The 24,811-nt window shown below is 41.1% G+C and carries 22 protein-coding genes; 19 read left to right on the top strand and 3 right to left on the bottom strand.

The genetic code is table 11. The annotated features are described in order from the left end of the window. Positions 1-111 precede the first annotated feature (111 nt). From QM419_RS05885 to QM419_RS05860, 6 genes are all read left to right on the top strand, one after another. The gene (locus QM419_RS05885; protein WP_045614609.1) at positions 112-1,311 is read left to right on the top strand and encodes a phosphoglycerate kinase; all 1,200 of its coding nucleotides are present in this window, start codon (positions 112-114) and stop codon (positions 1,309-1,311) included. A 150-nt stretch (positions 1,312-1,461) separates the two neighbouring features. Continuing rightward, positions 1,462-2,406, top strand: a complete 945-nt coding sequence (folP, locus tag QM419_RS05880; RefSeq protein WP_414278197.1) for a dihydropteroate synthase — start codon at positions 1,462-1,464, stop codon at positions 2,404-2,406. Position 2,407: 1 nt separating this feature from the next. After that, positions 2,408-3,706, top strand: coding sequence for a bifunctional folylpolyglutamate synthase/dihydrofolate synthase (locus tag QM419_RS05875; protein ID WP_414278196.1), 1,299 nt, complete (start codon positions 2,408-2,410; stop codon positions 3,704-3,706). A 3-nt stretch (positions 3,707-3,709) separates the two neighbouring features. Then, positions 3,710-4,264, top strand: a complete 555-nt coding sequence (folE, locus tag QM419_RS05870) for a GTP cyclohydrolase I FolE (protein ID WP_414278195.1) — start codon at positions 3,710-3,712, stop codon at positions 4,262-4,264. 38 nt (positions 4,265-4,302) lie between these two features. Then, complete coding sequence (gene folK / locus QM419_RS05865; RefSeq protein WP_414278194.1) at positions 4,303-5,133, top strand: 2-amino-4-hydroxy-6-hydroxymethyldihydropteridine diphosphokinase; 831 nt, start codon at positions 4,303-4,305, stop codon at positions 5,131-5,133. Next, a complete protein-coding gene (locus tag QM419_RS05860; RefSeq protein WP_414259579.1) occupies positions 5,117-6,400 on the top strand; it encodes a DUF308 domain-containing protein in 1,284 nt (427 codons plus the stop codon). Before folK ends, QM419_RS05860 begins: the two co-directional genes overlap by 17 nt. 34 nt (positions 6,401-6,434) lie before the next feature. On the opposite strand, the gene QM419_RS05855 is transcribed toward QM419_RS05860, so the two are convergent. Beyond that, the gene (locus QM419_RS05855; protein WP_004251754.1) at positions 6,435-6,752 is read right to left on the bottom strand and encodes a DUF960 domain-containing protein; all 318 of its coding nucleotides are present in this window, start codon (positions 6,750-6,752) and stop codon (positions 6,435-6,437) included. Positions 6,753-6,956: 204 nt separating this feature from the next. On the opposite strand from QM419_RS05855, the gene ccpA reads away from it, so the two are divergent. Then, a complete protein-coding gene (gene ccpA, locus QM419_RS05850; RefSeq protein ID WP_414278193.1) occupies positions 6,957-7,964 on the top strand; it encodes a catabolite control protein A in 1,008 nt (335 codons plus the stop codon). Between the two features lie 40 nt (positions 7,965-8,004). Here the strand turns inward: ccpA and QM419_RS05845 are convergent, their stop codons facing one another. Further along, on the bottom strand, positions 8,005-8,967 hold the full coding sequence (locus tag QM419_RS05845) for an asparaginase (RefSeq protein ID WP_414278192.1): 963 nt from the start codon (positions 8,965-8,967) through the stop codon (positions 8,005-8,007). A 65-nt stretch (positions 8,968-9,032) separates the two neighbouring features. Here QM419_RS05845 and QM419_RS05840 point away from each other — a divergent pair, with 65 nt between their 5' ends. Next, entirely contained in the window at positions 9,033-10,424 is a 1,392-nt protein-coding gene (locus tag QM419_RS05840) for a Cof-type HAD-IIB family hydrolase (protein WP_414278191.1), read from the top strand. Between the two features lie 29 nt (positions 10,425-10,453). On the opposite strand, the gene QM419_RS05835 is transcribed toward QM419_RS05840, so the two are convergent. Next, complete coding sequence (locus QM419_RS05835) at positions 10,454-10,906, bottom strand: universal stress protein (RefSeq protein WP_414254306.1); 453 nt, start codon at positions 10,904-10,906, stop codon at positions 10,454-10,456. A gap of 144 nt (positions 10,907-11,050) precedes the next feature. Between QM419_RS05835 and QM419_RS05830 the strand changes: the two genes are divergently transcribed. The 11 genes from QM419_RS05830 (at position 11,051) to pbp2X (ending at position 24,810) form a co-directional block, all read left to right on the top strand. Further along, positions 11,051-11,890 (top strand): metallophosphoesterase family protein, encoded by an 840-nt coding sequence (locus QM419_RS05830; protein ID WP_414259575.1) that lies wholly within the window; start codon positions 11,051-11,053, stop codon positions 11,888-11,890. A gap of 70 nt (positions 11,891-11,960) precedes the next feature. Next, a complete protein-coding gene (locus QM419_RS05825) occupies positions 11,961-12,398 on the top strand; it encodes an Rrf2 family transcriptional regulator (protein WP_414254308.1) in 438 nt (145 codons plus the stop codon). A gap of 197 nt (positions 12,399-12,595) precedes the next feature. Next, positions 12,596-14,815, top strand: a complete 2,220-nt coding sequence (gene recJ / locus QM419_RS05820) for a single-stranded-DNA-specific exonuclease RecJ (RefSeq protein ID WP_414278190.1) — start codon at positions 12,596-12,598, stop codon at positions 14,813-14,815. Positions 14,816-15,005: 190 nt separating this feature from the next. After that, positions 15,006-15,668, top strand: coding sequence for a COG3942 and LysM peptidoglycan-binding domain-containing protein (locus QM419_RS05815; RefSeq protein WP_414259573.1), 663 nt, complete (start codon positions 15,006-15,008; stop codon positions 15,666-15,668). Between the two features lie 324 nt (positions 15,669-15,992). Further along, positions 15,993-17,654, top strand: coding sequence for a ribonuclease J (locus QM419_RS05810; protein WP_373075032.1), 1,662 nt, complete (start codon positions 15,993-15,995; stop codon positions 17,652-17,654). 68 nt (positions 17,655-17,722) lie between these two features. After that, positions 17,723-18,502, top strand: a complete 780-nt coding sequence (locus tag QM419_RS05805; RefSeq protein WP_414278189.1) for an alpha/beta hydrolase — start codon at positions 17,723-17,725, stop codon at positions 18,500-18,502. 106 nt (positions 18,503-18,608) lie between these two features. Further along, positions 18,609-19,310 (top strand): matrixin family metalloprotease, encoded by a 702-nt coding sequence (locus QM419_RS05800; protein ID WP_414278188.1) that lies wholly within the window; start codon positions 18,609-18,611, stop codon positions 19,308-19,310. 68 nt (positions 19,311-19,378) lie between these two features. After that, positions 19,379-21,205, top strand: a complete 1,827-nt coding sequence (gene uvrC / locus QM419_RS05795) for an excinuclease ABC subunit UvrC (RefSeq protein WP_414278187.1) — start codon at positions 19,379-19,381, stop codon at positions 21,203-21,205. Between the two features lie 68 nt (positions 21,206-21,273). Beyond that, entirely contained in the window at positions 21,274-22,224 is a 951-nt protein-coding gene (gene rsmH / locus QM419_RS05790; RefSeq protein ID WP_414278186.1) for a 16S rRNA (cytosine(1402)-N(4))-methyltransferase RsmH, read from the top strand. A 9-nt stretch (positions 22,225-22,233) separates the two neighbouring features. Next, positions 22,234-22,551, top strand: a complete 318-nt coding sequence (gene ftsL / locus QM419_RS05785) for a cell division protein FtsL (RefSeq protein ID WP_000229661.1) — start codon at positions 22,234-22,236, stop codon at positions 22,549-22,551. Positions 22,552-22,554: 3 nt separating this feature from the next. After that, the gene (gene pbp2X, locus QM419_RS05780) at positions 22,555-24,810 is read left to right on the top strand and encodes a penicillin-binding protein PBP2X (RefSeq protein ID WP_414278185.1); all 2,256 of its coding nucleotides are present in this window, start codon (positions 22,555-22,557) and stop codon (positions 24,808-24,810) included. The last annotated feature ends 1 nt before the right edge of the window (position 24,811 follow it).

Here is a 24,811-nt window from a genome sequence, read left to right as displayed (position 1 = left end):
TCTATATTTACCAATGAGAAATGGTTCAGGGAAAAGTTTAAGGTTTTGCTATCTCTTTTATTGATTTTGTGATATAATTAACACGTAAAAAAAAAGAAGGAGTCATATCTAATGGCAAAATTGACTGTTAAAGACGTTGACTTGAAAGGGAAAAAAGTTCTCGTTCGTGTTGACTTCAACGTACCTGTAAAAGATGGCGTGATTACTAACGACAACCGTATCACTGCAGCTCTTCCAACTATCAAGTACATCCTTGAACAAGGTGGACGTGCAATCCTCTTCTCTCACCTTGGACGTGTAAAAGAAGAAGCAGATAAAGAAGGTAAATCACTTGCTCCTGTAGCTGCTGACTTGGCTGCTAAATTGGGTCAAGAAGTTAAATTTATCCCAGGTGTTACTCGTGGTGCTGAATTGGAAGCAGCTGTTAACGCTCTTGAAGATGGACAAGTTCTCTTGGTTGAAAACACTCGTTACGAAGATGTTGACGGCAAGAAAGAATCTAAAAACGATCCTGAACTTGGTAAATACTGGGCATCACTTGGAGATGGTATCTTCGTAAACGATGCATTTGGTACAGCTCACCGTGCACACGCATCTAACGTTGGTATCTCAGCAAACGTTGAAAAAGCTGTTGCTGGTTTCCTTCTTGAAAACGAAATTGCTTACATCAAAGAAGCAGTTGAAGCTCCAGAACGTCCATTCGTAGCTATCCTTGGTGGATCTAAAGTATCTGACAAGATCGGTGTTATCGAAAACTTGCTTGAAAAAGCTGATAAAGTTCTTATCGGTGGTGGTATGACTTACACATTCTACAAAGCACAAGGTATCGAAATCGGTAACTCACTTGTAGAAGAAGACAAATTGGATGTTGCTAAATCTCTTCTTGAAAAATCAAACGGTAAATTGATCTTGCCAGTTGACTCAAAAGAAGCGAACGCATTTGCTGACTACACTGAAGTGAAAGATACTGAAGGTGAAGCAGTAGACCCAGGATTCCTTGGTCTTGATATCGGTCCTAAATCAATCGCTAAATTCGACCAAGAATTGACTGGTGCGAAAACAGTTGTATGGAACGGACCAATGGGTGTATTTGAAAACCCTGACTTCCAAGCTGGTACAATCGGTGTGATGGACGCTATCGTGAAACAACCAGGCGTTAAATCAATCATCGGTGGTGGTGACTCAGCTGCTGCAGCGATCAACCTTGGACGTGCAGACAAATTCTCATGGATCTCTACTGGTGGTGGTGCTTCAATGGAACTCCTCGAAGGTAAAGAACTTCCAGGTCTTGCAGCTTTGACTGAAAAATAAGAAAACCTAAAAAGGAGGACTCAGGTTCTCCTTTTTTTGCGCCCTTATATAGTTCAAGAGATATTTAGTTACTGAGGGATAATTGGACAGAATCCAAAAAAAACAGTAAAATAGAGGAATACCAATCTAAATGAAATTTGAGTGATAATCGTGGAAAAAAGAGACAATCAGACAAAAACAGCTATTTGCGGTATTATCAATGTCACCCCAGATTCTTTCTCTGATGGGGGCCAATTTTTTGCTGTAGAAAAGGCTTTAAAACAAGCTCGAAAATTGATAGCTGAAGGTGCTACTATCTTAGATATCGGTGGTGAATCTACTCGGCCTGGAAGTAGCTATGTTGAGATAGAAGAGGAAATCCAACGTGTCGTTCCAGTGATTAAAGCTATCCGTCAAGAAAGTGATGTTCTGATTTCGGTCGACACTTGGAAAAGTCAAGTTGCAGAAGCAGCTCTAAAGGCTGGGACCCATATAGTCAATGACATTACAGGTCTTATGGGGGATGAGAAGATGGCGGAAGTGGTTGCCAAAACTGGAGCTCAGGTAGTCATCATGTTTAATCCAGTCATGGCACGCCCTCAGCACCCTAGTTCGCTCATCTTCCCTCATTTTGGATTTGGAGAGACTTTCACAAAGGAAGACTTGGCTGAATTTGAACAACTTCCAGTAGAAGAATTGATGGCAGCTTTCTTTGACCGTGCACTTGCAAGAGCGAAGAAGGCAGGAATATCGAAAGACAAGATCATGCTGGATCCAGGGATCGGATTTGGCTTGACCAAAAAGGAAAATCTCATCCTTCTACGTGACCTTGATAAATTACACGAGATGAGCTACCCTATTTTTTTAGGAGTCTCTCGCAAGCGCTTTGTCATCAATATTCTGGAAGAAAATGGTTTTGAAGTAAATCCAGAAACTGAAGCTGGTTTCCGCAATCGTGATACTGCTTCAGCTCATGTGACCAGTATCGCCGCTAGACAAGGTGTGGAAGTGGTACGCGTGCACGATGTAGCTAGCCACAAGATGGCGGTCGAAATTGCGTCTGCTATCCGTCTGGCAGATGATGCGGAAAATTTAGATTTGAAACAATATAAGTAAGATGAATAAGAACGAAACGAATCAGTGGATAGCCCACTATCGGACAGACCAACCTCATTTTGGTTTGGAAAGAATGATGAAGCTACTAGCTTTACGCGGCAATCCCCATCTGAAACTCAAGGTTATCCATATCGGTGGAACCAATGGTAAGGGATCTACCATAGCTTTTTTGAAGAATATGTTGGAAAAGATGGGACTAAGAGTTGGTGTCTTTAGCTCTCCCTATCTGATTCATTATACCGATCAGATTGCTATTAACGGAGAATCTATCCCAGAAGCAAGATTAGAGGCCTTGATGGTAAACTATCGCTCACTACTTGATGGGGAGCATGCTCATGATTTGCAGGGGACGACAGAGTTTGAGATTATTACTGCTATAGCCTATGATTATTTTGCTTCTGAGGAAGTTGATGTCGCTATTATGGAAGTAGGTATGGGTGGACTTTTGGATAGTACCAATGTTTGTCAGCCTATATTAACAGGTATTACGACCATTGGCCTGGATCACGTAGCTTTACTAGGGGATAGCTTGGAAGCCATCGCAGAGCAGAAGGCTGGGATTATCAAACAAGAAGTTCCCCTGGTGACAGGGAATATTGTCCCAGAAGCCTTAGCAGTTATCAACCAAATCGCGAAAGCGAAAGAGGCTCCTAGGCTTGTTTATGGGGAAGATTATCAAGTCAGTCATCAAGAGAGTGTGGGGACGGGAGAAGTCTTTGACTATTCAAGTTTGGTTAGACAAGGTCGTTTTCAAACAGGATTGCTGGGTTTGCACCAGGTAGAGAATGCTGGGATGGCTTTAGCCTTATTAGATACCTTTTGTCGAGAGACTGGGCTAGAATTGCCAGAAAAAGATTTAGTGGCTCAAGCCTTAAAAGAAACAAATTGGCCTGGACGCTTTGAAGTTGTTTCTAGAAGTCCTTTGATGATTTTAGATGGGGCACACAACCCCCATGCAATCAAAGCTTTATTAGCTACCCTAGAAGAACGATTTACTGACTATCACAAGGAAATACTCTTTACATGTATAAAAACCAAGGCTTTAGAGGATATGTTAGATTTATTAGAGGCCTTACCAGATACTAATCTTACACTAACACATTTTGATGATGGTCGAGCGACAGACGAAGAGGTGCTAAAACAGGAAGCTCATTCTAGAAATCTAAATTACCAAAGTTGGCAGGCATTTCTAGACCAAAGTATGATAGATATTGAAGAGAAAAAAACAGTTAGGATAGTAACGGGCTCCTTGTATTTCTTGAGCCAGGTGCGAGCCTATCTAATGGAGAGGAAAAACTAGAGAATGGATACACAAAAGATTGAGACGGCTGTAAAAATGATTATCGAAGCAGTCGGTGAAGATATCAACCGCGAGGGATTGCAGGAGACACCAGCTCGTGTAGCCCGCATGTATCAAGAGATTTTTTCAGGACTTGGTCAAACTGCAGAGGAGCACTTGTCAAAATCCTTTGAAATTATCGATAACAATATGGTAGTGGAAAAGGATATTTTTTTCCATACCATGTGTGAACACCACTTCTTGCCATTTTATGGGAAAGCTCATATCGCCTACATTCCAGATGGACGCGTGGCAGGTTTGTCGAAGCTTGCGCGTACAGTTGAAGTTTATGCTAAAAAGCCACAAATTCAAGAACGCTTGAATATCGAAGTAGCTGATGCTTTGATGGACTATCTTGGTGCCAAAGGTGCTTTCGTTGTTATTGAAGCAGAGCATATGTGTATGAGCATGCGTGGTGTTCGAAAACCAGGAACTGCAACCTTGACAACAGTAGCTCGTGGAGTATTTGAGACAGACAAAGATCTTCGAGATCAAGCATACCGTCTCATGGGGTTATAAAAATCGATTCGAACGATTTTTTCTAGAAAGGACTAGTTATGGATCAATTGCGCATTAAGGATCTGGATATTTTTGCCTATCATGGTCTTTTCCCTAGTGAGAAGGAATTAGGGCAAAAGTTTGTCATTTCAGCTAGCTTATCCTATGATATGACCAAGGCTGCGACGGAGTTGGACTTGGAGTCTTCTATCCATTATGGAGAACTTTGTCAGCAATGGACGACTTGGTTTCAGGAGACCACTGAGGACTTGATTGAAACAGTTGCCTACAAACTAGTAGAGCGCACTTTTGAAACCTATCCAATCGTTCAAGAAATTAAACTGGAACTAAAAAAACCATGGGCGCCTATTCATCTACCGCTAGACACCTGTTCAGTAACTATTCACCGTCGTAAACAAAGAGCTTTTATTGCTCTAGGTAGCAATATGGGGGATAAGACGGCTAATCTCAAGCAAGCAATTGAAAAAATTCGAGCTAGAGATATTCGTATTCTCAAAGAGTCCAGTGTGATTACAACTGAGCCATGGGGCGGAGTCGAGCAAGATAGTTTTGCTAATCAGGTCATTGAGGTGGAAACTTGGTTGCCGGCGCCAATCTTGTTAAATACTTTGTTAAGTATTGAATCAGAGATGGGTCGGGTTAGAGAAGTGCATTGGGGACCTCGCTTGATTGACTTGGACTTGCTCTTTGTAGAGGATCAAGTTATCTATACAGATGACCTCATCTTACCTCATCCTTATATCGCTGAGCGCCTCTTTGTCCTAGAGTCACTTCAAGAAATAGCACCTCATTTTATCCATCCAGTCCTAGGGCAACCGATACGTCACTTATATCGTCAATTGGAGAAAGAAAATGGCCAAGGTTTCTGAAACTTATAGTAAATGGAAAAGTATAGGGGAAGGTCTTGTAGCTATTGTCTTAGGCCTTCTCTTGGTTTGTTTTGGGCAGGTAGTTCCAATACTGGGTTACCAACTCCTGATGGCCTACTTTTTCTTGTCGGCAGTTTGGCAACTATTGACGCGATGGTTTCAAGAAAAGTCCCGTAGAGAAAATATATTTGTAACTCTAGCCAAGCTCTTTCTTGCAGTCATTCTATTTGACTCAGTCATCTTGCAAGGGATAGCTCTCTATCTCTTGGTTGTTATCATTGGAAGTTATCAGCTTTTTACAGGTCTAATCAGTCTGATTACCTGGTTGCTATACCGGAAAAATCATATTCATCCGAGGATTAATTATTTATTTGATGCTTTGTGGATGATGGGATTTGGTCTCTATAGTATTTCCCCTTTTCATGATGCGACAAATTTTGAATTGCTCTTACTTGGTTTTTACTTGATCATGTTGGGGGCAAGCAGTGTCAGGGATGGATTCTTTTTTGAAAAAGGGAGAAGCAATCCTAAGCTCAAGCGTAGAATGAGAATGACCCTGCCTATATTTATGACAGCCTTGATTCCCATCAGTACCTTACGACGATGGAATGAAAGGTTATCTACTCATCAGGTAGAAGAAAACGAAGTGCATTTGGAGAGAAAAAATGAAAAATCTGTTGACTTAGAAATTTTCATCCATACTTCAGAATCATCCTTCTTCTTGGCCATGGGCCATGTAGATATTTGCTACCAAGGTCAGGTTATTTCCTACGGTTCTTATGACCCTCACTCAGAGCGCTTGTTTGGGACAATCGGTGACGGAGTATTATTTAAGGCTAATCGTGAAAAATATATTGAACTTTGTAAGAGAGAAAGCCAGAAAACTCTATTCGCCTATGGTTTAAGCCTGTCTGAACAACAGAAAAAAGCCATCGAAGAACGATTGAGAGAGATAGAAAGCCTCTTGATACCTTGGGAGCCAAGTTCACAACTGCTGAAAAGAAGGGAAGGAGAGGTCAAACATACCTACTCTTATCAGCTGAAACACGAGGCTGATGCCAGCCTCTATAAGTTTAAATCATCGAAATATAAAACCTATTTTGTCCTTAGTACCAATTGTGTCCTACTAGCAGATTCTATCGTTGGGAAAGCTGGAACGGATATTCTAAGTCCACAAGGTTTTATCGTTCCTGGGACTTATCAGGACTATCTTGATTTAGAATTTAAAAAACCGAGTGGCATCGTAGTCAGTCGTTCTGTTTATTAATAAAAATAAAACTCTAGTCAGAAGGCTAGAGTTTTTAAAATAGGTCATTTTCTTCAGGGAGGAGGATAGTTTCCTTGCCGTCCATATCCATAACAAGTACTTTCGGTGGATACAATGGGTCAAAGGGATGATTAAAATCGAAGTCAATCGTTGTAGGTAGATGCTCGCTTGAAAAACGGAAGGTGATGGAACCGTTACTGTTTAAAAGTTGAAATTCTAACTCATCTTCTAGTTCAAATACATGCTTTAAAAAATGATCGATAATATACCAGATTGAGTCGATGACATCGTCTGGGAGATTGGTTACCACACCAAAGCTGGCACAACGTCTATGTGAATCCGTAAAAGCCATTGATACCTCCTACTTAATTTTTTATTATCATACTGCAAACTGGCCTAAAAATCAAGAAAAGTAAACTGATTTACAAAAATATGATTTACAGTAAAATTTTTTCAAAGAAACTTTATATATTCCTTGAAAATGCTTACAATAAATGGTAAACTAGTAGTGGTGTAAACATGAAAACAAAATTTTCAACATTAGAAAGGAAACGGTATGAACACAGATGATACAGTAACAATTTATGACGTTGCCCGAGAAGCAGGAGTTTCAATGGCAACAGTCAGTCGTGTAGTCAATGGTAATAAGAATGTCAAAGAGAACACTCGTAAGAAAGTTCTAGAGGTTATTGAACGCCTAGACTATCGTCCCAATGCAGTAGCTCGTGGCTTGGCAAGCAAACGAACAACAACTGTTGGTGTTGTCATTCCAGATATCACAAATACTTATTTCGCTGCTCTGGCAAAAGGGATTGATGATATTGCCGAAATGTACAAATACAACATCGTCCTTGCTAATAGCGATGAGGATGATGAAAAAGAAGTAGCAGTAGTCAACACACTCTTTTCTAAACAAGTCGATGGTATTATTTTTATGGGCTATCATTTGACAGAGAAGATTCGTTCAGAGTTTTCACGTTCACGCACTCCTGTGGTTCTTGCAGGAACAGTGGATGTAGAACACCAGCTTCCAAGTGTCAATATTGACTATAAGAATGCTACTGCGGATGCTGTTCGCCATTTGTTGAAACGTAACAAAAAGATTGCTTTTGTGAGTGGTCCCTTAGTTGATGATATCAATGGTAAGGTTCGCTTGGTTGGATATAAGGAAGCTTTGAAAGAAGCTGGAGTCAACTATAGTGAAGGTCTTGTATTCGAATCAAAATATCGCTATGACGATGGTTATGCCTTGGCAGAACGCTTGATTTCTTCTAAAGCAACAGCAGCTATTGTGACGGGTGATGAATTGGCGGCTGGTCTCTTGAATGGCTTAGCTGACCATGGAGTTTCAGTACCAGAAGACTTTGAAATCATTACAAGTGATGATTCTCAAATCGCACGCTTTACTCGACCAAATCTGACAACTATCGCACAACCCTTGTATGACCTTGGTGCGATCAGTATGCGTATGTTGACGAAGATTATGCATAAGGAAGAATTGGAGGAACGTGAAGTTCTTCTCCCTCACGGTTTGACAGAACGCAAATCAACTCGCAAAAAGTAATAAAAATCCCCAGGAATCTAACTGATTTCCTGGGTTTTTCTTATCCTTCCATATATGCTCGGAGCTCGTCACCTTTAAGTCCTGCATTAACTGCAATGAGGAGTTTAAGACGTGCTTTCTGAGCATTTAATTCTTTTACAAAATAAACACCATCATTTTGCAGACAAATACCACCGCCTTCGTAGGCGTAAACAGGTTCTGCAATCCCATTGAAACAACGTGAGACTAGTGCAATAGGAAGTCCTGCTTGACTGAGAGATTTCAGTTTTTGGGCAGTTTCTTTAGGAACATTCCCAGCTCCAAAAGCCTGGATAATCAGTCCATCTAGCTGATCGACAGGAAGTAGATTGAGAAGCTCCTCAGTCATACCTGCATAAACAGGTACGATAGGAACCAATCCCTGAATGTGATCAAGGTCAAAACGAACACGAGGTTCAGCCGTTTTGAAGTAGAGAATTTCCTGCTTCATAATGAGCCCGAGTGGTCCATGAGTTGGTGTTTGAAAGGTACTAACGTTAGTAGTATGCGTTTTTGTGACATATTTGGCGGCGTGAATTTCGTCATTCATCACGACCAATACACCCTTATCTGCAGCCTTGTCATCACTCGCTACGCGTAAGGCGCTGAGATAGTTGTAGACGCCATCGCTTCCCAGTTCATTGGAGCTTCTCATAGCGCCTGTCAGGACGATAGGCATATGAGGGACTTCCATGGTATCGAGGAAATAAGCCGTTTCTTCTAGGGTATCTGTCCCATGTGTAATCACAACACCATCATAGGACGATGCCTCTTGTTTAATTTTTTTGTAGAGGGCCAACATATGCTTGGGCTTGATGTGTGGGCTAGGTAAATTTAAAAAATCCAAGGAGTGGACTTCGACACCTTCTAGAGGATTAGAGATATGATTCATAGGGTTATCAGCACTAGTCCTTACAGCTCCAGATTCATCTGCCTGCATGGAGATAGTGCCACCAGTATGTAAAACAAGGATTTTCTTAGTCATGATTCACTCACTTTTTCTGAAATGTGGTATAATCATTGTATCATAAAAGAAAGGAATGAGATAGGATGGAAGTCAAAGCAGTTTTTTTTGATATCGATGGAACGCTTGTAAATGACCGTAAGAGTGTTTTGAAGTCCACAAAGGAAGCTATCAAGATTGTGAAAGAACAAGGGGTGCTTGTTGGGGTAGCAACAGGGCGAGGACCTTTTTTTGTTAAGGATTTGATGGATGATTTGGATCTGGATTTTGCAGTGACCTACAATGGCCAATATATCTTTAACAAAGATCGTGTTCTTTTTGCTAGCCCTATTGATAAGAGAAGTCTCAGACAAATCATCTCTTATGCTAAGAAAAATCGAAAAGAGATTGCCATGGGAACGCGACAAGACGTTGTCGGTTCTCGGATTATGTCCTTTGGACTCAGTCCTCTTTCACAACTCGTCAGTCGTTTTGTACCTAAATTTTTGACTCGTACTGTTAGTCATTCCTTTAATCGTATGGTCAGTAAGGCCCTTCCTCAGAAGGAAGATGATTTGTTGGACTTAATCAATCAACCGATCTATCAGGTGCTTATGTTGATGACGCCTGAGGAGACAAACCATGCTGCTGAAGAATTAAACAATCTGAAGTTCACCAGAAGTAATCCTTTCGCGGCCGATATTATCAATCAAGGGAATTCCAAGTTAGAGGGAATTCGCCGTGTCGGAAAAGAATACGGTTTTGATCTCAATCAAGTCATGGCCTTTGGTGACTCAGATAATGACTTGGAAATGTTGGCGGGCGTTGGGATGTCTGTTGCCATGGGAAATGGTAGTAGCAGTGTGAAAGAAGTTGCCAAGCATATCACTGCCAGCAACCAAAATGATGGGATTCACAAGGCTTTAGAATATTTTGGAGTTTTGGCTTCTGAAAAAGTCTTTGTCAGTCGTGACTATCATTTCAACAAAGTTAAGACCTTCCATCGTATGATGGATGAGCGAACTCAAGAAGAACCTATAGCTTGGGATTTAGAAGGGGCGACCCACCGTGCTGGCTTTAAGATCGAAGAGTTAGTCGAATTTGTCCGTGCTGCAAGCAATTCTGAAGAGGAATTCCAACAAGCTGTGCAGGATTTACACCAAGCACTTGATATAGCTGCTGAAAAAGTATCTCAGTCAACACCAGCTGAGAAAACCCTCGTTGGTCAAGTGGATGCTTTGATTGACACTCTCTACTTTACTTATGGAAGTTTCGTTTTAATGGGGGTAGACCCAGAGAGAATCTTTGAGATTGTCCATCAAGCAAACATGGGTAAAATCTTCCCAGATGGTAAGGCTCATTTTGATCCAGTAACCCACAAAATCTTGAAACCAGATAACTGGAAAGAAAAGTACGCTCCAGAGCCTGCAATCAAAAAGGAAATAGAGCGCCAAATCAAGGCTTATGAACGTCATAAGGAAAGAGAAAACCAAAAATAAAAGGAGCATCTGCTCCTTTTATTTTTGGTTTATAAAGTTTTATCCTTGTCTCGAACGACGAGAAGGTCAACGCTTGTATGGCGTAGGATATATTCTGATGAAGATCCAACAAGCAAACGTTCGAAGGCGTTAAGCCCTGTTGCGCCAACTAAAATCAAATCAACATGTTCTTGGTCCGGGATTGTTTTAGCCAAAAGTGTTTTAGGATTTCCCATTTCGATGACAACTTGAACATCTGTAAGACCAGCGTCTCTTGCACGCTTTTCATATTCTGCCATCAAGTCTTGGGCTTCAACTTGTAACTCTTCATAAACTTCAGCATCAAATGTTGAAATGCTTTGAAGAGCACGAGTGTCAATGACATGGGCGATGGTTAGTTTAGCCTGGTTACGCACTGCTGACTGAACTCCCTTAACAAAAGCCAAATCAGCTTCTTTAGAACCGTCGACTGCTACCATGATGTTTTCGTAACGTTGAGTCATAGCAAAAACCTCCTCATTTCTTATCACCCTCATTGTAATCCTTTTCACTAAAAAAGTAAAGTAAAAAATGATAGGAAGGAAAACGCTTTTGACTTTGCTTTTAAGAGTGCTATAATTAAATGTGAGAAAACAAGAGGGATTGATATGACAAAAATTGCAGTACTTTCAGATATTCATGGAAATACAGGAGCGTTGGAAGCTGTCCTTGTAGATGCTGAGAAGGTAGGAGTAGAAGAATATTGGCTCTTGGGGGATATTCTCATGCCAGGGACTGGACGAAAAAACATTCTCCAACGATTGGAAGGTTTGCCAATAACGGTTCGGGTTTTGGGGAATTGGGAAGAAAGTTTATGGCGGGCTGCTCACCACAAATTAGATACTAGAAGACCTAGTCATCGCTATCTTTTGCGTCAATGTCAGTATATCATGGAGGAAATTAGTCTGGATGAGATTGAAGCCCTTCAGGATTTTCCTATGTACAGCCACCGCCAGTTTGGAAATCTGAAGGTAGGGATAAGCCATCATTTACCAGATAAAAATTGGGGAAGAGAACTTATTCATCTTGGGAAGCAGGAGGATTTTGACCGTTTGGTGACCAATCCTGACTGCGATATTGCCATCTATGGACATATCCACCAGCAATTTCTACGTTATGGGAGTGGTGGACAACTCATTTTGAATCCAGGTTCGATTGGGCAACCATTCTTCTTGTCAGCAAGTCTGCGCGAGGACTTGCGAGCCCAGTATATGATTTTGGAATTTGATGACAAAGGATTGAGAGATATCGACTTTCGTCGTGTTGATTATGATGTTGAAGCAGAATTGCAGCTGGCTAGAGAGTTACAGTTGCCCTACTATAAAATTTACTATGAAAGCATAGTCAATGGAATTCACCATACTCACAATCAGGACTTGCTACATGAAATTGCACAAAATCAAGGGCATGATGCAGAATTGGATGATTGGCTTAGTCGTAACTCTTGACATTACAACTATAGAAGCTATAATAAATATAAGAGAAGAATGAGCTTAGTTAACGAAAAAGGAGGACTGCATGCAAATTTCAAGTCGATTTACCATCGCAACCCATATGCTAGTTATCATTGCCCTTGAAGGCAAGGAAAATAAAGTAACCAGTGATTTTCTAGCTAGCAGCGTAGGAGTCAATCCTGTTATTATCCGTAAAACCTTGTCCCAACTGAAAAAAGCGAACTTGATTTCTGTTGCGCGTGGGACTGGAGGGGCAGAAATCATCAAAAAACTCGAAGATATCAGTCTCTTAGATGTTTATCAAGCTGTTGAATGCCTCGGAAAGACTGGTCAACTCTTTAGTTTTCATGACAATCCAAATCCAAATTGTCCAGTTGGAGCCAATATTCATGTGGTTTTAGATCAAAAACTCGATAAGATTCAGATGGCAATGGAGCAGGAGTTGGGTCAAACTAGTCTAGCCCAACTAGTGTCAGATGCAGAAGCAAGAATTCAAGAATAAATGTTAAAATAAGGAATACCTGAATTTCTGAACTGAAAAGTTTAGTAGTCTAGGTGTTTTTTGCTTTACGAAGCCTGCTAAGCGTTAGCTGAAGTGACCTAAAAAATTAGCAAGGGATGTGGTCAGATTAGCAGGAGAAAAACTAAAAATCGTGTTATAATAAATGAATAGAATCGTAAGAAAGAGTGGATGTTTGAGTGATAATTCCTACTTATAATTGGCAATTTTCTCCGCAGGTTGAGGATGCGGATTTTACAAAAATAGCCAAGAGTGCAGGCTTGAGTTCTGAAGTCGCTTGTTTGTTGTATCAACGAGGAATCAGGGATGAAAGCAGCCTGAAGAAATTTTTAGAACCTTCTTTGGAAGATTTACATGATCCTTATCTCTTACATGATATGGATAAGGCAGTTGATCGTATTCGCCAGGCCATTGAGCGAGGGGAATTGATTCTGGTCTATGGAGACTATGATGCGGATGGGATGACTTCGGCTTCGATTGTCAAGGAGAGTTTGGAACAATTAGGTGCAGAGTGTCTGGTCTATCTCCCTAATCGCTTTACAGATGGTTACGGACCAAATGCTAGTGTCTACAAATATTTTATCGAGCAGCAGGGAGTGTCTCTGATTGTGACGGTGGACAATGGTGTTGCCGGGCATGAGGCTATTGACTTGGCTCAGTCTATGGGCGTGGACGTCATTGTGACAGACCACCACTCCATGCCAGAGGTTTTACCAGATGCTTATGCAATCGTCCATCCTGAGCACCCAAAAGCAAATTATCCTTTTAAACATTTAGCAGGTTGTGGCGTTGCTTTCAAACTAGCTTGTGCCCTCTTGGAGGAAGTGCAGGTTGAGTTGCTTGACTTGGTTGCCATTGGAACGATTGCGGATATGGTCAGCTTGACGGATGAAAATCGTATCATGGTTCAATATGGTCTAGAAGTTTTGCGAAATACCCAAAGACTAGGCCTCCAAGAACTCTTTGAAATTGCAGGAATTGCTAGTAGTGACCTTACAGAAGAAACAGTTGGTTTTCAGTTGGCGCCACGTTTGAATGCCTTGGGGCGCTTGGATGATCCCAATCCAGCGATTGATTTACTGACTGGCTTTGATGATGAAGAGGTGCATGAAATTGCCCTCATGATTCAAGAAAAAAATGAAGAACGCAAGGAAATCGTTCAGGCTATCTATGAAGAAGCTAAGAGTTTGGTTGATCCTAACAAAAGCGTTCAAGTTTTGGCCAAGGAAGGCTGGAACCCAGGAGTGCTTGGGATTGTAGCTGGTCGCTTGTTGGAAGAATTAGGGCAGACAGTTATTGTTCTGAATATTGAAGACGGTCGTGCTAAGGGAAGTGCGCGGAGTATTGAAGCTGTCGATATTTTTGAAGCCTTGGATCCGCATCGTTCTATCTTTCTCGCTTTTGGTGGCCATGCAGGTGCTGCAGGTATGACGCTCGAAGTTGAACAGTTAGATGCCTTGTCAGAAATTTTAGAAACCTATGTAAAAGATAAAGGGATAGCTGCCATAGGTAAGAGTAGATTATATCTAGACGAAGAACTAGATTTGGAAAATCTGAGTTTAGATACAGTTAAAAGTTTCGAACGGTTAGCTCCTTTTGGAATGGACAATCAAAAGCCTGTCTTTTACATTCGAGATTTTCAAGTTGAAAATGCTCGTTCTATGGGGGCGGCAGATAGTCATCTGAAATTGAAAATATCCAAAGGGAATGCGAACTTTGAAGTGGTTGCTTTTGGTCAAGGGTCGAAAGCGACAGAATTTGCGCAGACCAAACAACTGGAATTGGCAGTTACCCTTTCCGTTAACCAATGGAATGGCCAAACAACCCTCCAGTTGATGATGGTAGATGCTCGTGTAGACGGTGTTCAACTCTTTAATATTCGTGGGAAGACTGTAGCTCTACCAGAAGGAGTACCCGTACTTGATTTTTCAGGAGAATTACCTGATATCTCTAAAAGTCTAGCGGTTGCGGTCAAAAATCTTCCAGAAGACATCACTATTCTTAAAGACATCTTCCAGCAACATGATTTCTCAGCTATTTACTTTAAAAACGATATTGATAAACCCTACTATTTGACAGGTTATGGGACAAGAGACCAATTTGCTAAGCTTTATAAGACGATTTACCAGTTTCCAGAATTCGATATCCGTTATAAATTAAAAGACCTATCAGCTTATCTTAAAATTGAACAGATTTTACTCGTCAAGATGATTCAAATTTTTGAAGAGCTTAGTTTTGTCACCATTGAAAATGGTGTGATGAGGGTTAATAAAGATGCGACTAAACGGGATATTGCTGAAAGTCAGATTTATCAAAATCTCAAGCAAACTGTTAAAGACCAAGAAATGATGGCCCTAGGTACAGTACAGGAAATCTATGATTTCTTGATGAAAAAATAAATATAAAGAGGCTGAAGTAAACTATTTCAGTCTCTTTTTGTAAGTGCTTTTTAACTTTATGTAGTAAAAGTATACAGATTTGTAACATGACTACAACATAAATCTAAAACAATTGACATGTAAATCAGGTATGATTCTTTTGTCAACAAAAAATTAAAAATAATCAATAAAATTTTAGGAGAAAATTGTTATGAAAAAAACAGTTGCCAAACTGACTCTTGGTTTAACATCTACAGCTATTTTGGCTACAGTTGGTGCTCAGACTGTTAGCGCAGACTCTTACGTTGTTCAAGATGGTGATTCATTTTTTGGTATTGCTGCTGCAAGTGGTATGGATCCTTATGAGTTGGCAGCTAATAATGGGAAAAGCATTTTTGATACCATCCACCCAGGTGATGTGCTAGAAGTGAGTGGTCCAACTCAAGTTAGCTATTCATACAATGCTCCGGCTTATGAAGCACCTAGTACTGCGAATGCGGTAGCAGTTGAGGATGTTGTCGTAAATACTCCTACAAACTACGGGAACTCATATCCTATTGGTCAGTGTACATGGGGCGTAAAAGAATTGGCACCTTGGGCTAGTAACTGGTGGGGAAATGCCAATACTTGGGCAATCTACGCTAGTGCACAAGGCTTTAAGACAGGAAATGTACCTGTAGTAGGAGCAATCGCCGTGTGGGACGGTGGTGAATATGGACATGTTGCTTATGTGACAGATGTTCAAAGTGAAACTTCTATCCAAGTATTGGAATGTAACTATGATGGCAGTGGAACTCAACCAATCGGAAACTATCGTGGATGGTTTAATCCGACTGCATCAAGAGGTACTGTAAGATACATTTATCCAAACTAAGAATACTTAAAAAGATTTAGAATTTCTAAATCTTTTTTTATGTACTCCGGCCTGGGTTTTTAGGATTTTGGTCAGCTATAAATTTTGGAGTTTCATTCGATTTAATCGTTTAATGATCTTAGACGAAGCTTAAAAAAGAACAAAGGAAGCCGTTGTGGCTATTAGAGTGAATGTTCTCTAGTTGAAATCCTATCTTCATTTTGATAATTAGTAAAAAAATGGTATAATGAGAGGAAAAGATTCGGATAAAAGTATATTGGACTTTAAAAAAAAGAGAGTTGTGAAGACTCTATAAACACGTTATAGTAATACTTCGGAGGGAAAATGACCAATATTAAATTAACAACTTTGGGCGGTGTTCGTGAAAATGGTAAAAACATGTACATCGCAGAAATTAACGACTCTATCTTCGTTTTAGATGCAGGTTTGAAATATCCTGAAAATGAGCAGTTGGGTGTCGATGTCGTTATTCCAAATATGGAATATCTATTTGAAAACAGCGACCGTATTGCAGGAGTCTTTTTAACGCACGGACATGCGGATGCGATTGGAGCACTTCCTTACCTCTTGTCAGAAGTGAAAGTTCCTGTTTTTGGTTCAGAGTTGACCATCGAACTTGCTAAGCTTTTTGTTAAGGGAAATGATAGCGCTAAAAAATTCGATGATTTCCATGTTATTGATGAAAATACAGAAATCGACTTTGGTGGTACTGAAGTTTCCTTCTTCCGCACGACTCACTCTATCCCAGAAAGTCTGGGTGTCGTCTTGAAAACATCTGAAGGCAGTATCGTTTATACAGGTGACTTTAAATTCGACCAAACAGCTAGTGAATCTTACGCCACTGACTTTGGTCGTTTAGCAGAGATCGGTCGCGAAGGAGTCTTAGCTCTTCTAAGTGACTCAGCAAATGCAGACAGTAATATTCAAGTGGCCAGCGAAAGTGAAGTAGGTGATGAAATTACTCAAACCATTTCTGATTGGGATGGACGAATCATTGTAGCGGCTGTTGCAAGTAACCTTTCTCGTATTCAACAGGTTTTTGACGCTGCCGCAGATACAGGTCGTCGCGTTGTTTTGACTGGATTTGATATTGAAAATATCGTTCGTACAGCCATTCGCTTGAAAAAATTGTCACTGGCTAACGAAAGTCTCTTGATTAAACCTAAAGATATGTCTCGATTTGAGGATCATGAATTAATTATCCTTGAAACTGGACGTATGGGTGAACCGATCAATGGTCTACGCAAGATGTCTATCGGTCGTCACCGCTATGTTGAAATCAAGGATGGAGACTTAGTTTATATCGTTACAACGCCGTCAATCGCCAAAGAAGCTGTGATGGCACGTGTAGAAAATATGGTTTACCAAGCAGGTGGTGTCGTTAAGCCGATTACTCAAAGCTTGCGTGTTTCAGGGCATGGGAATGCGCGTGATCTTCAATTGATGATCAATCTTTTGCAACCTCAGTATCTCTTCCCAATCCAGGGAGAATACCGTGAGTTGGATGCTCATGCCAAGGCTGCTATGGCGGTTGGTATGCTACCAGAGCGTATCTTTATCCCTAAAAAAGGGACAACCATGTCTTATGAACATGGAGACTTTGTTCCATCTGGTGCCGTTGCTGCAGGAGATGTCTTGATTGATGGTAATGCCATTGGGGATGTTGGGAACGTTGTTCTTCGTGACCGCAAGGTCTTGTCAGAAGATGGTATCTTTATCGTAGCTATCACTGTTAACCGTCGTGAGAAAAAAATCATCGCTAAAGCGCGAGTACATACGCGTGGATTTGTCTATCTCAAGAAGAGTCGTGATATCTTGCGTGAAAGTACAGAGTTAGTGAACCAAACTGTTGAAGATTATCTCCAAGGTGAGGACTTTGACTGGGCTGATCTTAAAGGGAAGGTCCGTGATAATTTGGCCAAATTCCTTTTTGACCAAACCAAGCGTCGTCCAGCCATCCTCCCAGTAGTCATGGAAGCAAAATAAGGATTAAATAACAGTAGAGAAAGTCGAGTTTCGGCTTTTTCTTATCTTAAGTGTATAAGGAGCAAGTTATGGCAGTAATGAAGATTGAGTATTACTCAGAAGTTTTAGATATGGAGTGGGGAGTAAATGTACTCTATCCGGATGCGTCTCGGGTAACAGAGCCAGACTCTACGGATATCCCAGTTCTCTACCTACTTCACGGGATGTCTGGAAACCACAATAGTTGGCTCAAGCGGACCAATGTAGAACGCTTGCTACGAGGCACCAATCTGATTGTTGTCATGCCTAATACAAGTAACGGCTGGTATACAGATACTCAGTATGGCTATAACTACTATACAGCTATAGCAGAAGAATTGCCTAAGGTGCTCAAACGCTTCTTCCCTAATATGACAAGTAAGCGAGAAAAAACCTTCATTGCTGGTTTATCAATGGGAGGCTACGGTTCCTTCAAATTGGCCCTATCAACCAACCGTTTCTCACATGCAGCTAGTTTTTCTGGTGCTCTCAGTTTCGAAGAGTTTTCTCCAGAAAGCCAGGATTTAGGGACGCGTTCCTACTGGAGAGGTGTTTTTGGCAAAGTAAATGATTGGGTGAATAGTCCTTACTCACTTGAAACACTCGCTAAAAAGTCTGATAAGAAAACCAAGCTCTGGGTTTGGTGTGGGGAACAAGATTATCTCTATTCTGCCAATAATCTGGCAGTTAAAAATCTGAAGAAACTTGGTTTCGATGTGACCTATAATCATAGTGCAGGAACCCATGAGTGGTATTATTGGGAAAAGCAATTGGAACGTTTTTTGGCTACTTTACCAATTGATTTCGTTTTGGAAGAACGCTTGTCTTAATTTTAGCTTTCTTTCAGTTTTCTTCAGTAAAATAGAGAACCTATCTTTAGAATGGGAATCCATGGCTTAAAGATGGGTTCTTATTTTTTTAGAAAGGTGGGCAATTATGGGCTGGATTATTCGTGCGTTATGTCGATTTTTATTAGGGATTTTGCGCATTTTTTGGCGCCTTGTATGGACACTTATCCTCTTAATTTTCATCACTTTTGGGATTCTCTGGTATGTGACAGGTGATTTACCTGCTACTTTAAATCAAGTTAGCAAAGTGGTTCAAGTCGGCCAAGCAGGTTGGCAACAATGGCAAGAAACTGGCAAATTGCAAGGTTTATCTCAGACAGATCATCACCAAGATTCAGGAGCAAAATGGCCAAAGGCAGAAGCAACGATTTATATCGATCCTCAAATGGATGTTAGCTTCCAAAAAGCTTATGCTGATGCTATTTCCAACTGGAATCAGACCGGCGCTTTTAACTTTATGCTTGTAACAGAGCCGGATCAAGCCAATATTTTCGCTACCGAAATGAACGATGGTTCGACAGCTGTTGCTGGCGAGGCAGAGAGTCAAACAAATCTCCTAACCAAACAATTCACTTCAGTAACCGTTCGTTTAAATCATTACTATCTATCTAATCCAAATTATGGTTATACGGATGACCGCATTTTGCATACGGCAGAGCATGAGCTAGGGCATGCCATTGGTTTGGAACATACCAATGAAGTTTCGGTCATGCAGCCAGCGGGGTCATACTATGGTATTCAGGCTCAAGATGTTCAAGCAGTTCAGGAACTTTACGGATCTGGAGAATAAGTCTTTTCAAGCTCAAATAGGACTTCTTGATGTCAGCAATGGTAAGGAGTTTTTGCTATAATGGAACTATGAATAACTTGATCAAATCAAAACTGGGGCTCTTGCCAACTAGCCCAGGGTGTTACATCCACAAAGACAAGAATGGCACTATCATCTATGTGGGGAAGGCTAAAAATTTGCGTAATCGTGTACGGTCCTATTTCCGTGGAAGTCATGATACCAAGACAGAAGCCCTGGTATCTGAGATTGTAGATTTTGAGTTTATCGTTACGGAGTCCAATATTGAAGCCCTTCTTTTGGAGATCAACCTAATCAAGGAAAACAAGCCTAAGTACAATATTATGCTCAAGGATGATAAGTCCTATCCTTTTATCAAAATCACAAATGAGCGCTATCCTCGCTTGATTATCACCCGTCAGGTCAAGAAGGACGGAGGACTCTACTTTGGTCCCTATCCGGATGTGGGGGCAGCCAATGAAATCAAACGGCTATTGGATCGGATTTTCCCTTTTCGCAAGTGTACCAACTCGCCCTCTAAAGTCTGTTTTTACTACCACATCGGGCAATGTATGGCCCACACCATCTGTCAGAAAGATGAGGCCTATTTCAAGTCTATGGCTCAGGAGGTTTCTGACTTCCTAAAAGGACAGGATGACAAAATCATCGATGATCTCAAGGGTAAAATGGCAGTGGCAGCCCAAAGTATGGAGTTTGAACGTGCAGCGGAATACCGTGATTTGATTCAGGCCATTGGCACCCTTCGAACTAAGCAACGAGTCATGGCAAAAGATCTTCAAAATCGTGATGTATTTGGCTACTATGTAGAAAAAGGTTGGATGTGCGTTCAGGTTTTCTTTGTCCGTCAAGGTAAACTAATTGAACGCGACGTCAATCTCTTTCCATACTACAACGATCCAGACGAGGATTTCTTGACCTATGTGGGACAGTTTTATCAAGAAAAATCTCACTTGGTCCCCAATGAAATTCTGATTCCTCAAGATATTGACGAAGAAGCTATCAAGGCTTTGGTGGATACCAAGGTTCTCAAGCCTCAACGTGGGGAGAAGAAGCAACTGGTCAATCTAGCTATCAAAAATGCTCGTGTCAGTCTAGAGCAGAAATTTAACCTGCTAGAAAAATCAGTTGAGAAGACTCAAGGAGCCATTGAAAACTTGGGACGACTCTTACAAATTCCAACCCCAGTCCGTATCGAGTCTTTTGATAACTCTAATATTATGGGGACTAGTCCTGTCTCTGCTATGGTTGTTTTTGTCAACGGAAAACCGAGCAAGAAGGATTACCGTAAGTATAAAATCAAGACTGTGGTCGGACCAGATGACTATGCAAGTATGCGAGAGGTTATTCGCAGACGCTATGGACGCGTCCAACGTGACGGTTTGACACCGCCAGATTTGATTGTCATTGATGGGGGACAAGGTCAGGTCAATATCGCTAAACAGGTCATTCAAGAAGAGTTGGGGTTAGATATTCCGATCGCAGGCCTGCAAAAGAATGACAAGCACCAAACCCATGAATTGCTTTTTGGAGACCCACTTGAGGTGGTAGAGTTGTCTCGCAATTCTCAAGAATTTTTCCTCCTGCAACGCATTCAGGATGAAGTCCACCGTTTTGCCATTACCTTCCACCGACAACTACGTTCTAAAAATTCCTTCTCCTCTCAATTGGATGGAATTGAAGGTTTGGGTCCAAAACGCAAGCAGAATTTGATGAAATATTTCAAATCTCTGACAAAAATCAAGGAAGCCAGTGTGGATGAGATTGTCGCTGTTGGTATACCAAGAGCAGTGGCAGAGGCAGTTCATCATCACCTGAATCCAGAAGTAGACTCAGGGCTAGCTCAAGTAGCTGAGAAGCCTGTCGAGTATAAGGAATAAAGCAACAGTGGAATGTTTTAGCTTTAGTGAGTGCAAGCTAGTCGGATTTGTGGTAAAATAGATAAGATATGACAAAAGAATTTCATCATGTAACGGTCATGCTCCATGAGACCATTGATATGCTAGATGTAAAACCTGATGGTATTTACGTTGATGCGACCTTGGGAGGAGCAGGCCATAGCGAGTATTTATTAAGTAAATTAAGTGAAAAGGGGCATCTCTATGCCTTTGACCAGGACCAGAATGCCATTGACAATGCCCAAGAACGTCTGGCTCCTTATATCGAAAAAGGAATGGTCACCTTCATCAAGGACAACTTCCGTCATTTGCAGGCACGTTTGCAGGAAGCAGGTGTAGAAGAAATTGATGGCATTTGTTATGATTTGGGAGTTTCGAGCCCGCAATTGGATCAGCGTGAGCGAGGTTTTTCTTATAAGAAGGATGCGCCACTGGACATGCGGATGAACCAAGAGGCTAGTTTGACAGCTTATGAGGTAGTGAACCATTATGACTATCATGACTTGGTAAGAATCTTTTTCAAATATGGAGAAGACAAATTCTCCAAACAGATCGCTCGGAAGATTGAACAGGCGCGTGAGTTGAAGCCGATTGAGACAACGACAGAATTGGCCGAGATTATCAAGTCTGCTAAGCCTGCCAAGGAACTCAAGAAAAAAGGTCATCCGGCTAAGCAAATTTTCCAAGCCATCCGTATTGAGGTCAATGATGAACTTGGGGCTGCAGATGAGTCCATCCAACAAGCTATGGAATTACTAGCAGTGGATGGAAGAATCTCAGTCATTACCTTTCATTCGCTGGAAGATCGCTTGACCAAGCAATTGTTCAAGGAAGCTTCAACAGTGGAAGTGCCAAAAGGCTTGCCTTTCATCCCAGATGATCTTAAGCCCAAGATGGAATTAGTCTCTCGCAAACCGATTTTACCAAGCAAGGAGGAGTTGGAGGCCAATAATCGTTCTCACTCAGCCAAGCTACGAGTAGCTCGAAAAATTCATAAGTAAGGGGATAAAATGGTAGAAAAAAGAGAAACGACGAGCCAATTACTGCAAGCTCGTATCAAGAGATTTTCACGTGTTGAGAAGGCTTTTTACCTTTCGATTGCCATTACAGCCCTTGTCTTAGCCATCAGTGTGGTTTATATGCAGACCAAGCTCTTGCAAGTCCAGAGTGAACTAACGACTGTTAATGCTCAGATTGAAGAAAAGAAGACAGAGCTGGATGATGCTAAGCAAGAAGTCAATGAATTGATCCGTTCAGAGCGTCTGACAGGAATTGCGGATTCGCAAGAACTGCAACTGAATAATGAAAATATCCGATCGGCGGAGTAGTATATGAAAACCTGGAAAGAAAAAATAGTACACTTTGCCATTAAGAATCGCAAATCTCCCCTTGAAAACCGCAGACGAGTTGGGAAGAGCCTTAGTCTCTTGGCCGTCTTTCTCTTTGCTGTTTTTTTGGTTAACTTTGCGGTAATTATTGGTACAGGCTCAAAATTTGGTGTTGACCTAGTTAAGGAAGCAAGCAGGGTCCACCAAACAACTCGGACAGTTCCTGCAAAACGAGGAACTATCTATGACCGTAATGGTACACCAATCGCTGAGGATGCAACATCCTACAACATTTATGCCATTATCGATAAGGAATATAAATCTGCAAATGGGAAAATTCTCTATGTAGAAGAGTCTCAGTATAGCAAGGTTGCAGAAATCTTCCATAAATATCTAGATATGGATGAGTCCTACGTCAAGGAACAACTTTCTCAACCTAATCTTAAGCAAGTTTCCTTCGGTGTAAAGGGAAATGGTATTACCTATGCCAATATGATGTCCATAAAAAAGGATTTGGAAACAGCTAAGGTTGAGGGAGTTGATTTTACAACAAGCCCAAATCGAAGCTATCCTAATGGGAAATTTGCTTCATCTTTCATCGGACTAGCGCAGTTGCACGAAAATGAGGATGGTTCAAAGAGTCTCATTGGGACGTCTGGTGTCGAGAGTTCCTTAAATAGTTTATTGGCAGGGACAGATGGTATTATTACATACGAAAAAGACCGTCTAGGTAATATTGTTCCTGGTACAGAACAAGTCACCCAACAGACCGTAAACGGGAAAGACGTCTATACGACCCTATCTAGTCCTTTGCAGTCCTTTATGGAAAGTCAAATGGATGCCTTCCAAGGAAAACTAAAAGGCAAGTATATGACTGCGACCTTGGTTAGTGCCAAGACAGGAGAAATTCTGGCCACGACTCAAAGACCGACCTTTGATGCTGATACCAAAGAAGGGATTACAGAGGACTTTGTCTGGCGTGATATCCTTTACCAAAGTAACTATGAACCAGGTTCAACCATGAAGGTCATGACCTTAGCAGCAGCTATAGATAACAACACCTTCCCTGGTGGAGAATACTTTAATAGTAGCGAATTAAAAATAGCAGATGCAACTATTAAGGACTGGGATGTGAATGATGGCTTATCAGCTGGAAGTATAATGACATACTCACAAGGTTTTGATCACTCGAGTAATGTCGGTATGACCTTGCTCCAGCAAAAAATGGGGGATGCCACTTGGTTAGACTATCTCAGTCGTTTCAAATTTGGTGTTCCTACTCGTTTTGGGATGAGTGATGAATATGCCGGACAATTGCCTGAAGACAATATCGTTACTATTGCCATGAGTTCTTTTGGTCAAGGGATTTCTGTTACTCAGACCCAGATGCTTCGTGCCTTTACAGCAATCGCTAATGATGGGGTCATGCTAGAGCCGAAGTTTATTAGTGCCCTCTATGATCCAAATGATCAGACTGTTCGTAAATCGCAGAGGGAGGTTGTAGGGAATCCTGTTTCTAAAGAAGCGGCTAGTCTGACTCGAGAAAATATGATTTTGGTTGGTACAGATCCTGTTTATGGTACAATGTACAATAAACTTACCGGTAAACCAATCGTTACTGTACCTGGTCAGACTGTTTCTGTCAAATCTGGAACAGCTCAAATTGCCGATGAGCAAAACGGAGGATATTTAGTTGGGAAAACCAATTATATCTTTTCTGTAGTAACCATGCATCCTTCTGAAAATCCTGATTTTATTCTTTACGTAACAGTTCAACAGCCAGAACACTTTTCTACCCCTTGGTTTGGAGAATTTGCTAATCCTATTCTTGAACGAGCTTCTGCTATGAAAGAATCTCTTAATCTTCAGTCTACAGCTAAAAATCTGGATCAAGTTACGACAACAACTAGTTATGCAATGCCAGCGACCAAGGACTATAGTCCGGGAGATATGGCAGAGGAACTGAGACGCAATCTTGTTCAACCAATCGTTATCGGTTCAGGAACAAAAATCAAGGACAGTTCAGTGGCAGAAGGAACAAATCTAGACGCTAATGAGCAAATCTTACTCCTTTCAGACAAGGTAGAAGAGATGCCTGACTTATATGGCTGGTCTAAGAAAAATGTTGAAACCTTTGCTAAATGGTTGAATCTTGAAGTTGAATTTGAAGGTACAGGAGAAATTGTTAAAAAACAAAGTGTTCGTTCTAATACAGCTTTAAAAGATTTACAGAAAATAAAAATAACATTAGGAGATTAGA

The sequence above is a fragment of the Streptococcus infantis genome, assembly GCF_047464715.1.
GTDB classification, from domain to species: Bacteria; Bacillota; Bacilli; order Lactobacillales; family Streptococcaceae; genus Streptococcus; species Streptococcus infantis_S.
This window is presented reverse-complemented; position numbering and strand designations above follow the sequence as displayed.

Bases quoted from the DNA above. Each gene is read 5' to 3' on its own strand.
- QM419_RS05885 (WP_045614609.1), top strand. From the start codon at position 112: ATGGCAAAATTGACTGTTAAAGACGTTGACTTGAAAGGGAAAAAAGTT.
- ftsL (WP_000229661.1), top strand. From the start codon at position 22,234: ATGGTAGAAAAAAGAGAAACGACGAGCCAATTACTGCAAGCTCGTATC.
- ccpA (WP_414278193.1), top strand. From the start codon at position 6,957: ATGAACACAGATGATACAGTAACAATTTATGACGTTGCCCGAGAAGCA.
- QM419_RS05845 (WP_414278192.1), bottom strand. From the start codon at position 8,967: ATGACTAAGAAAATCCTTGTTTTACATACTGGTGGCACTATCTCCATG.
- QM419_RS05800 (WP_414278188.1), top strand. From the start codon at position 18,609: ATGGGCTGGATTATTCGTGCGTTATGTCGATTTTTATTAGGGATTTTG.
- QM419_RS05855 (WP_004251754.1), bottom strand. From the start codon at position 6,752: ATGGCTTTTACGGATTCACATAGACGTTGTGCCAGCTTTGGTGTGGTA.
- folK (WP_414278194.1), top strand. From the start codon at position 4,303: ATGGATCAATTGCGCATTAAGGATCTGGATATTTTTGCCTATCATGGT.
- QM419_RS05840 (WP_414278191.1), top strand. From the start codon at position 9,033: ATGGAAGTCAAAGCAGTTTTTTTTGATATCGATGGAACGCTTGTAAAT.
- QM419_RS05815 (WP_414259573.1), top strand. From the start codon at position 15,006: ATGAAAAAAACAGTTGCCAAACTGACTCTTGGTTTAACATCTACAGCT.
- pbp2X (WP_414278185.1), top strand. From the start codon at position 22,555: ATGAAAACCTGGAAAGAAAAAATAGTACACTTTGCCATTAAGAATCGC.
- folE (WP_414278195.1), top strand. From the start codon at position 3,710: ATGGATACACAAAAGATTGAGACGGCTGTAAAAATGATTATCGAAGCA.
- QM419_RS05830 (WP_414259575.1), top strand. From the start codon at position 11,051: ATGACAAAAATTGCAGTACTTTCAGATATTCATGGAAATACAGGAGCG.
- QM419_RS05805 (WP_414278189.1), top strand. From the start codon at position 17,723: ATGGCAGTAATGAAGATTGAGTATTACTCAGAAGTTTTAGATATGGAG.
- rsmH (WP_414278186.1), top strand. From the start codon at position 21,274: ATGACAAAAGAATTTCATCATGTAACGGTCATGCTCCATGAGACCATT.
- QM419_RS05875 (WP_414278196.1), top strand. From the start codon at position 2,408: ATGAATAAGAACGAAACGAATCAGTGGATAGCCCACTATCGGACAGAC.
- uvrC (WP_414278187.1), top strand. From the start codon at position 19,379: ATGAATAACTTGATCAAATCAAAACTGGGGCTCTTGCCAACTAGCCCA.
- QM419_RS05860 (WP_414259579.1), top strand. From the start codon at position 5,117: ATGGCCAAGGTTTCTGAAACTTATAGTAAATGGAAAAGTATAGGGGAA.
- QM419_RS05810 (WP_373075032.1), top strand. From the start codon at position 15,993: ATGACCAATATTAAATTAACAACTTTGGGCGGTGTTCGTGAAAATGGT.
- QM419_RS05825 (WP_414254308.1), top strand. From the start codon at position 11,961: ATGCAAATTTCAAGTCGATTTACCATCGCAACCCATATGCTAGTTATC.
- QM419_RS05835 (WP_414254306.1), bottom strand. From the start codon at position 10,906: ATGACTCAACGTTACGAAAACATCATGGTAGCAGTCGACGGTTCTAAA.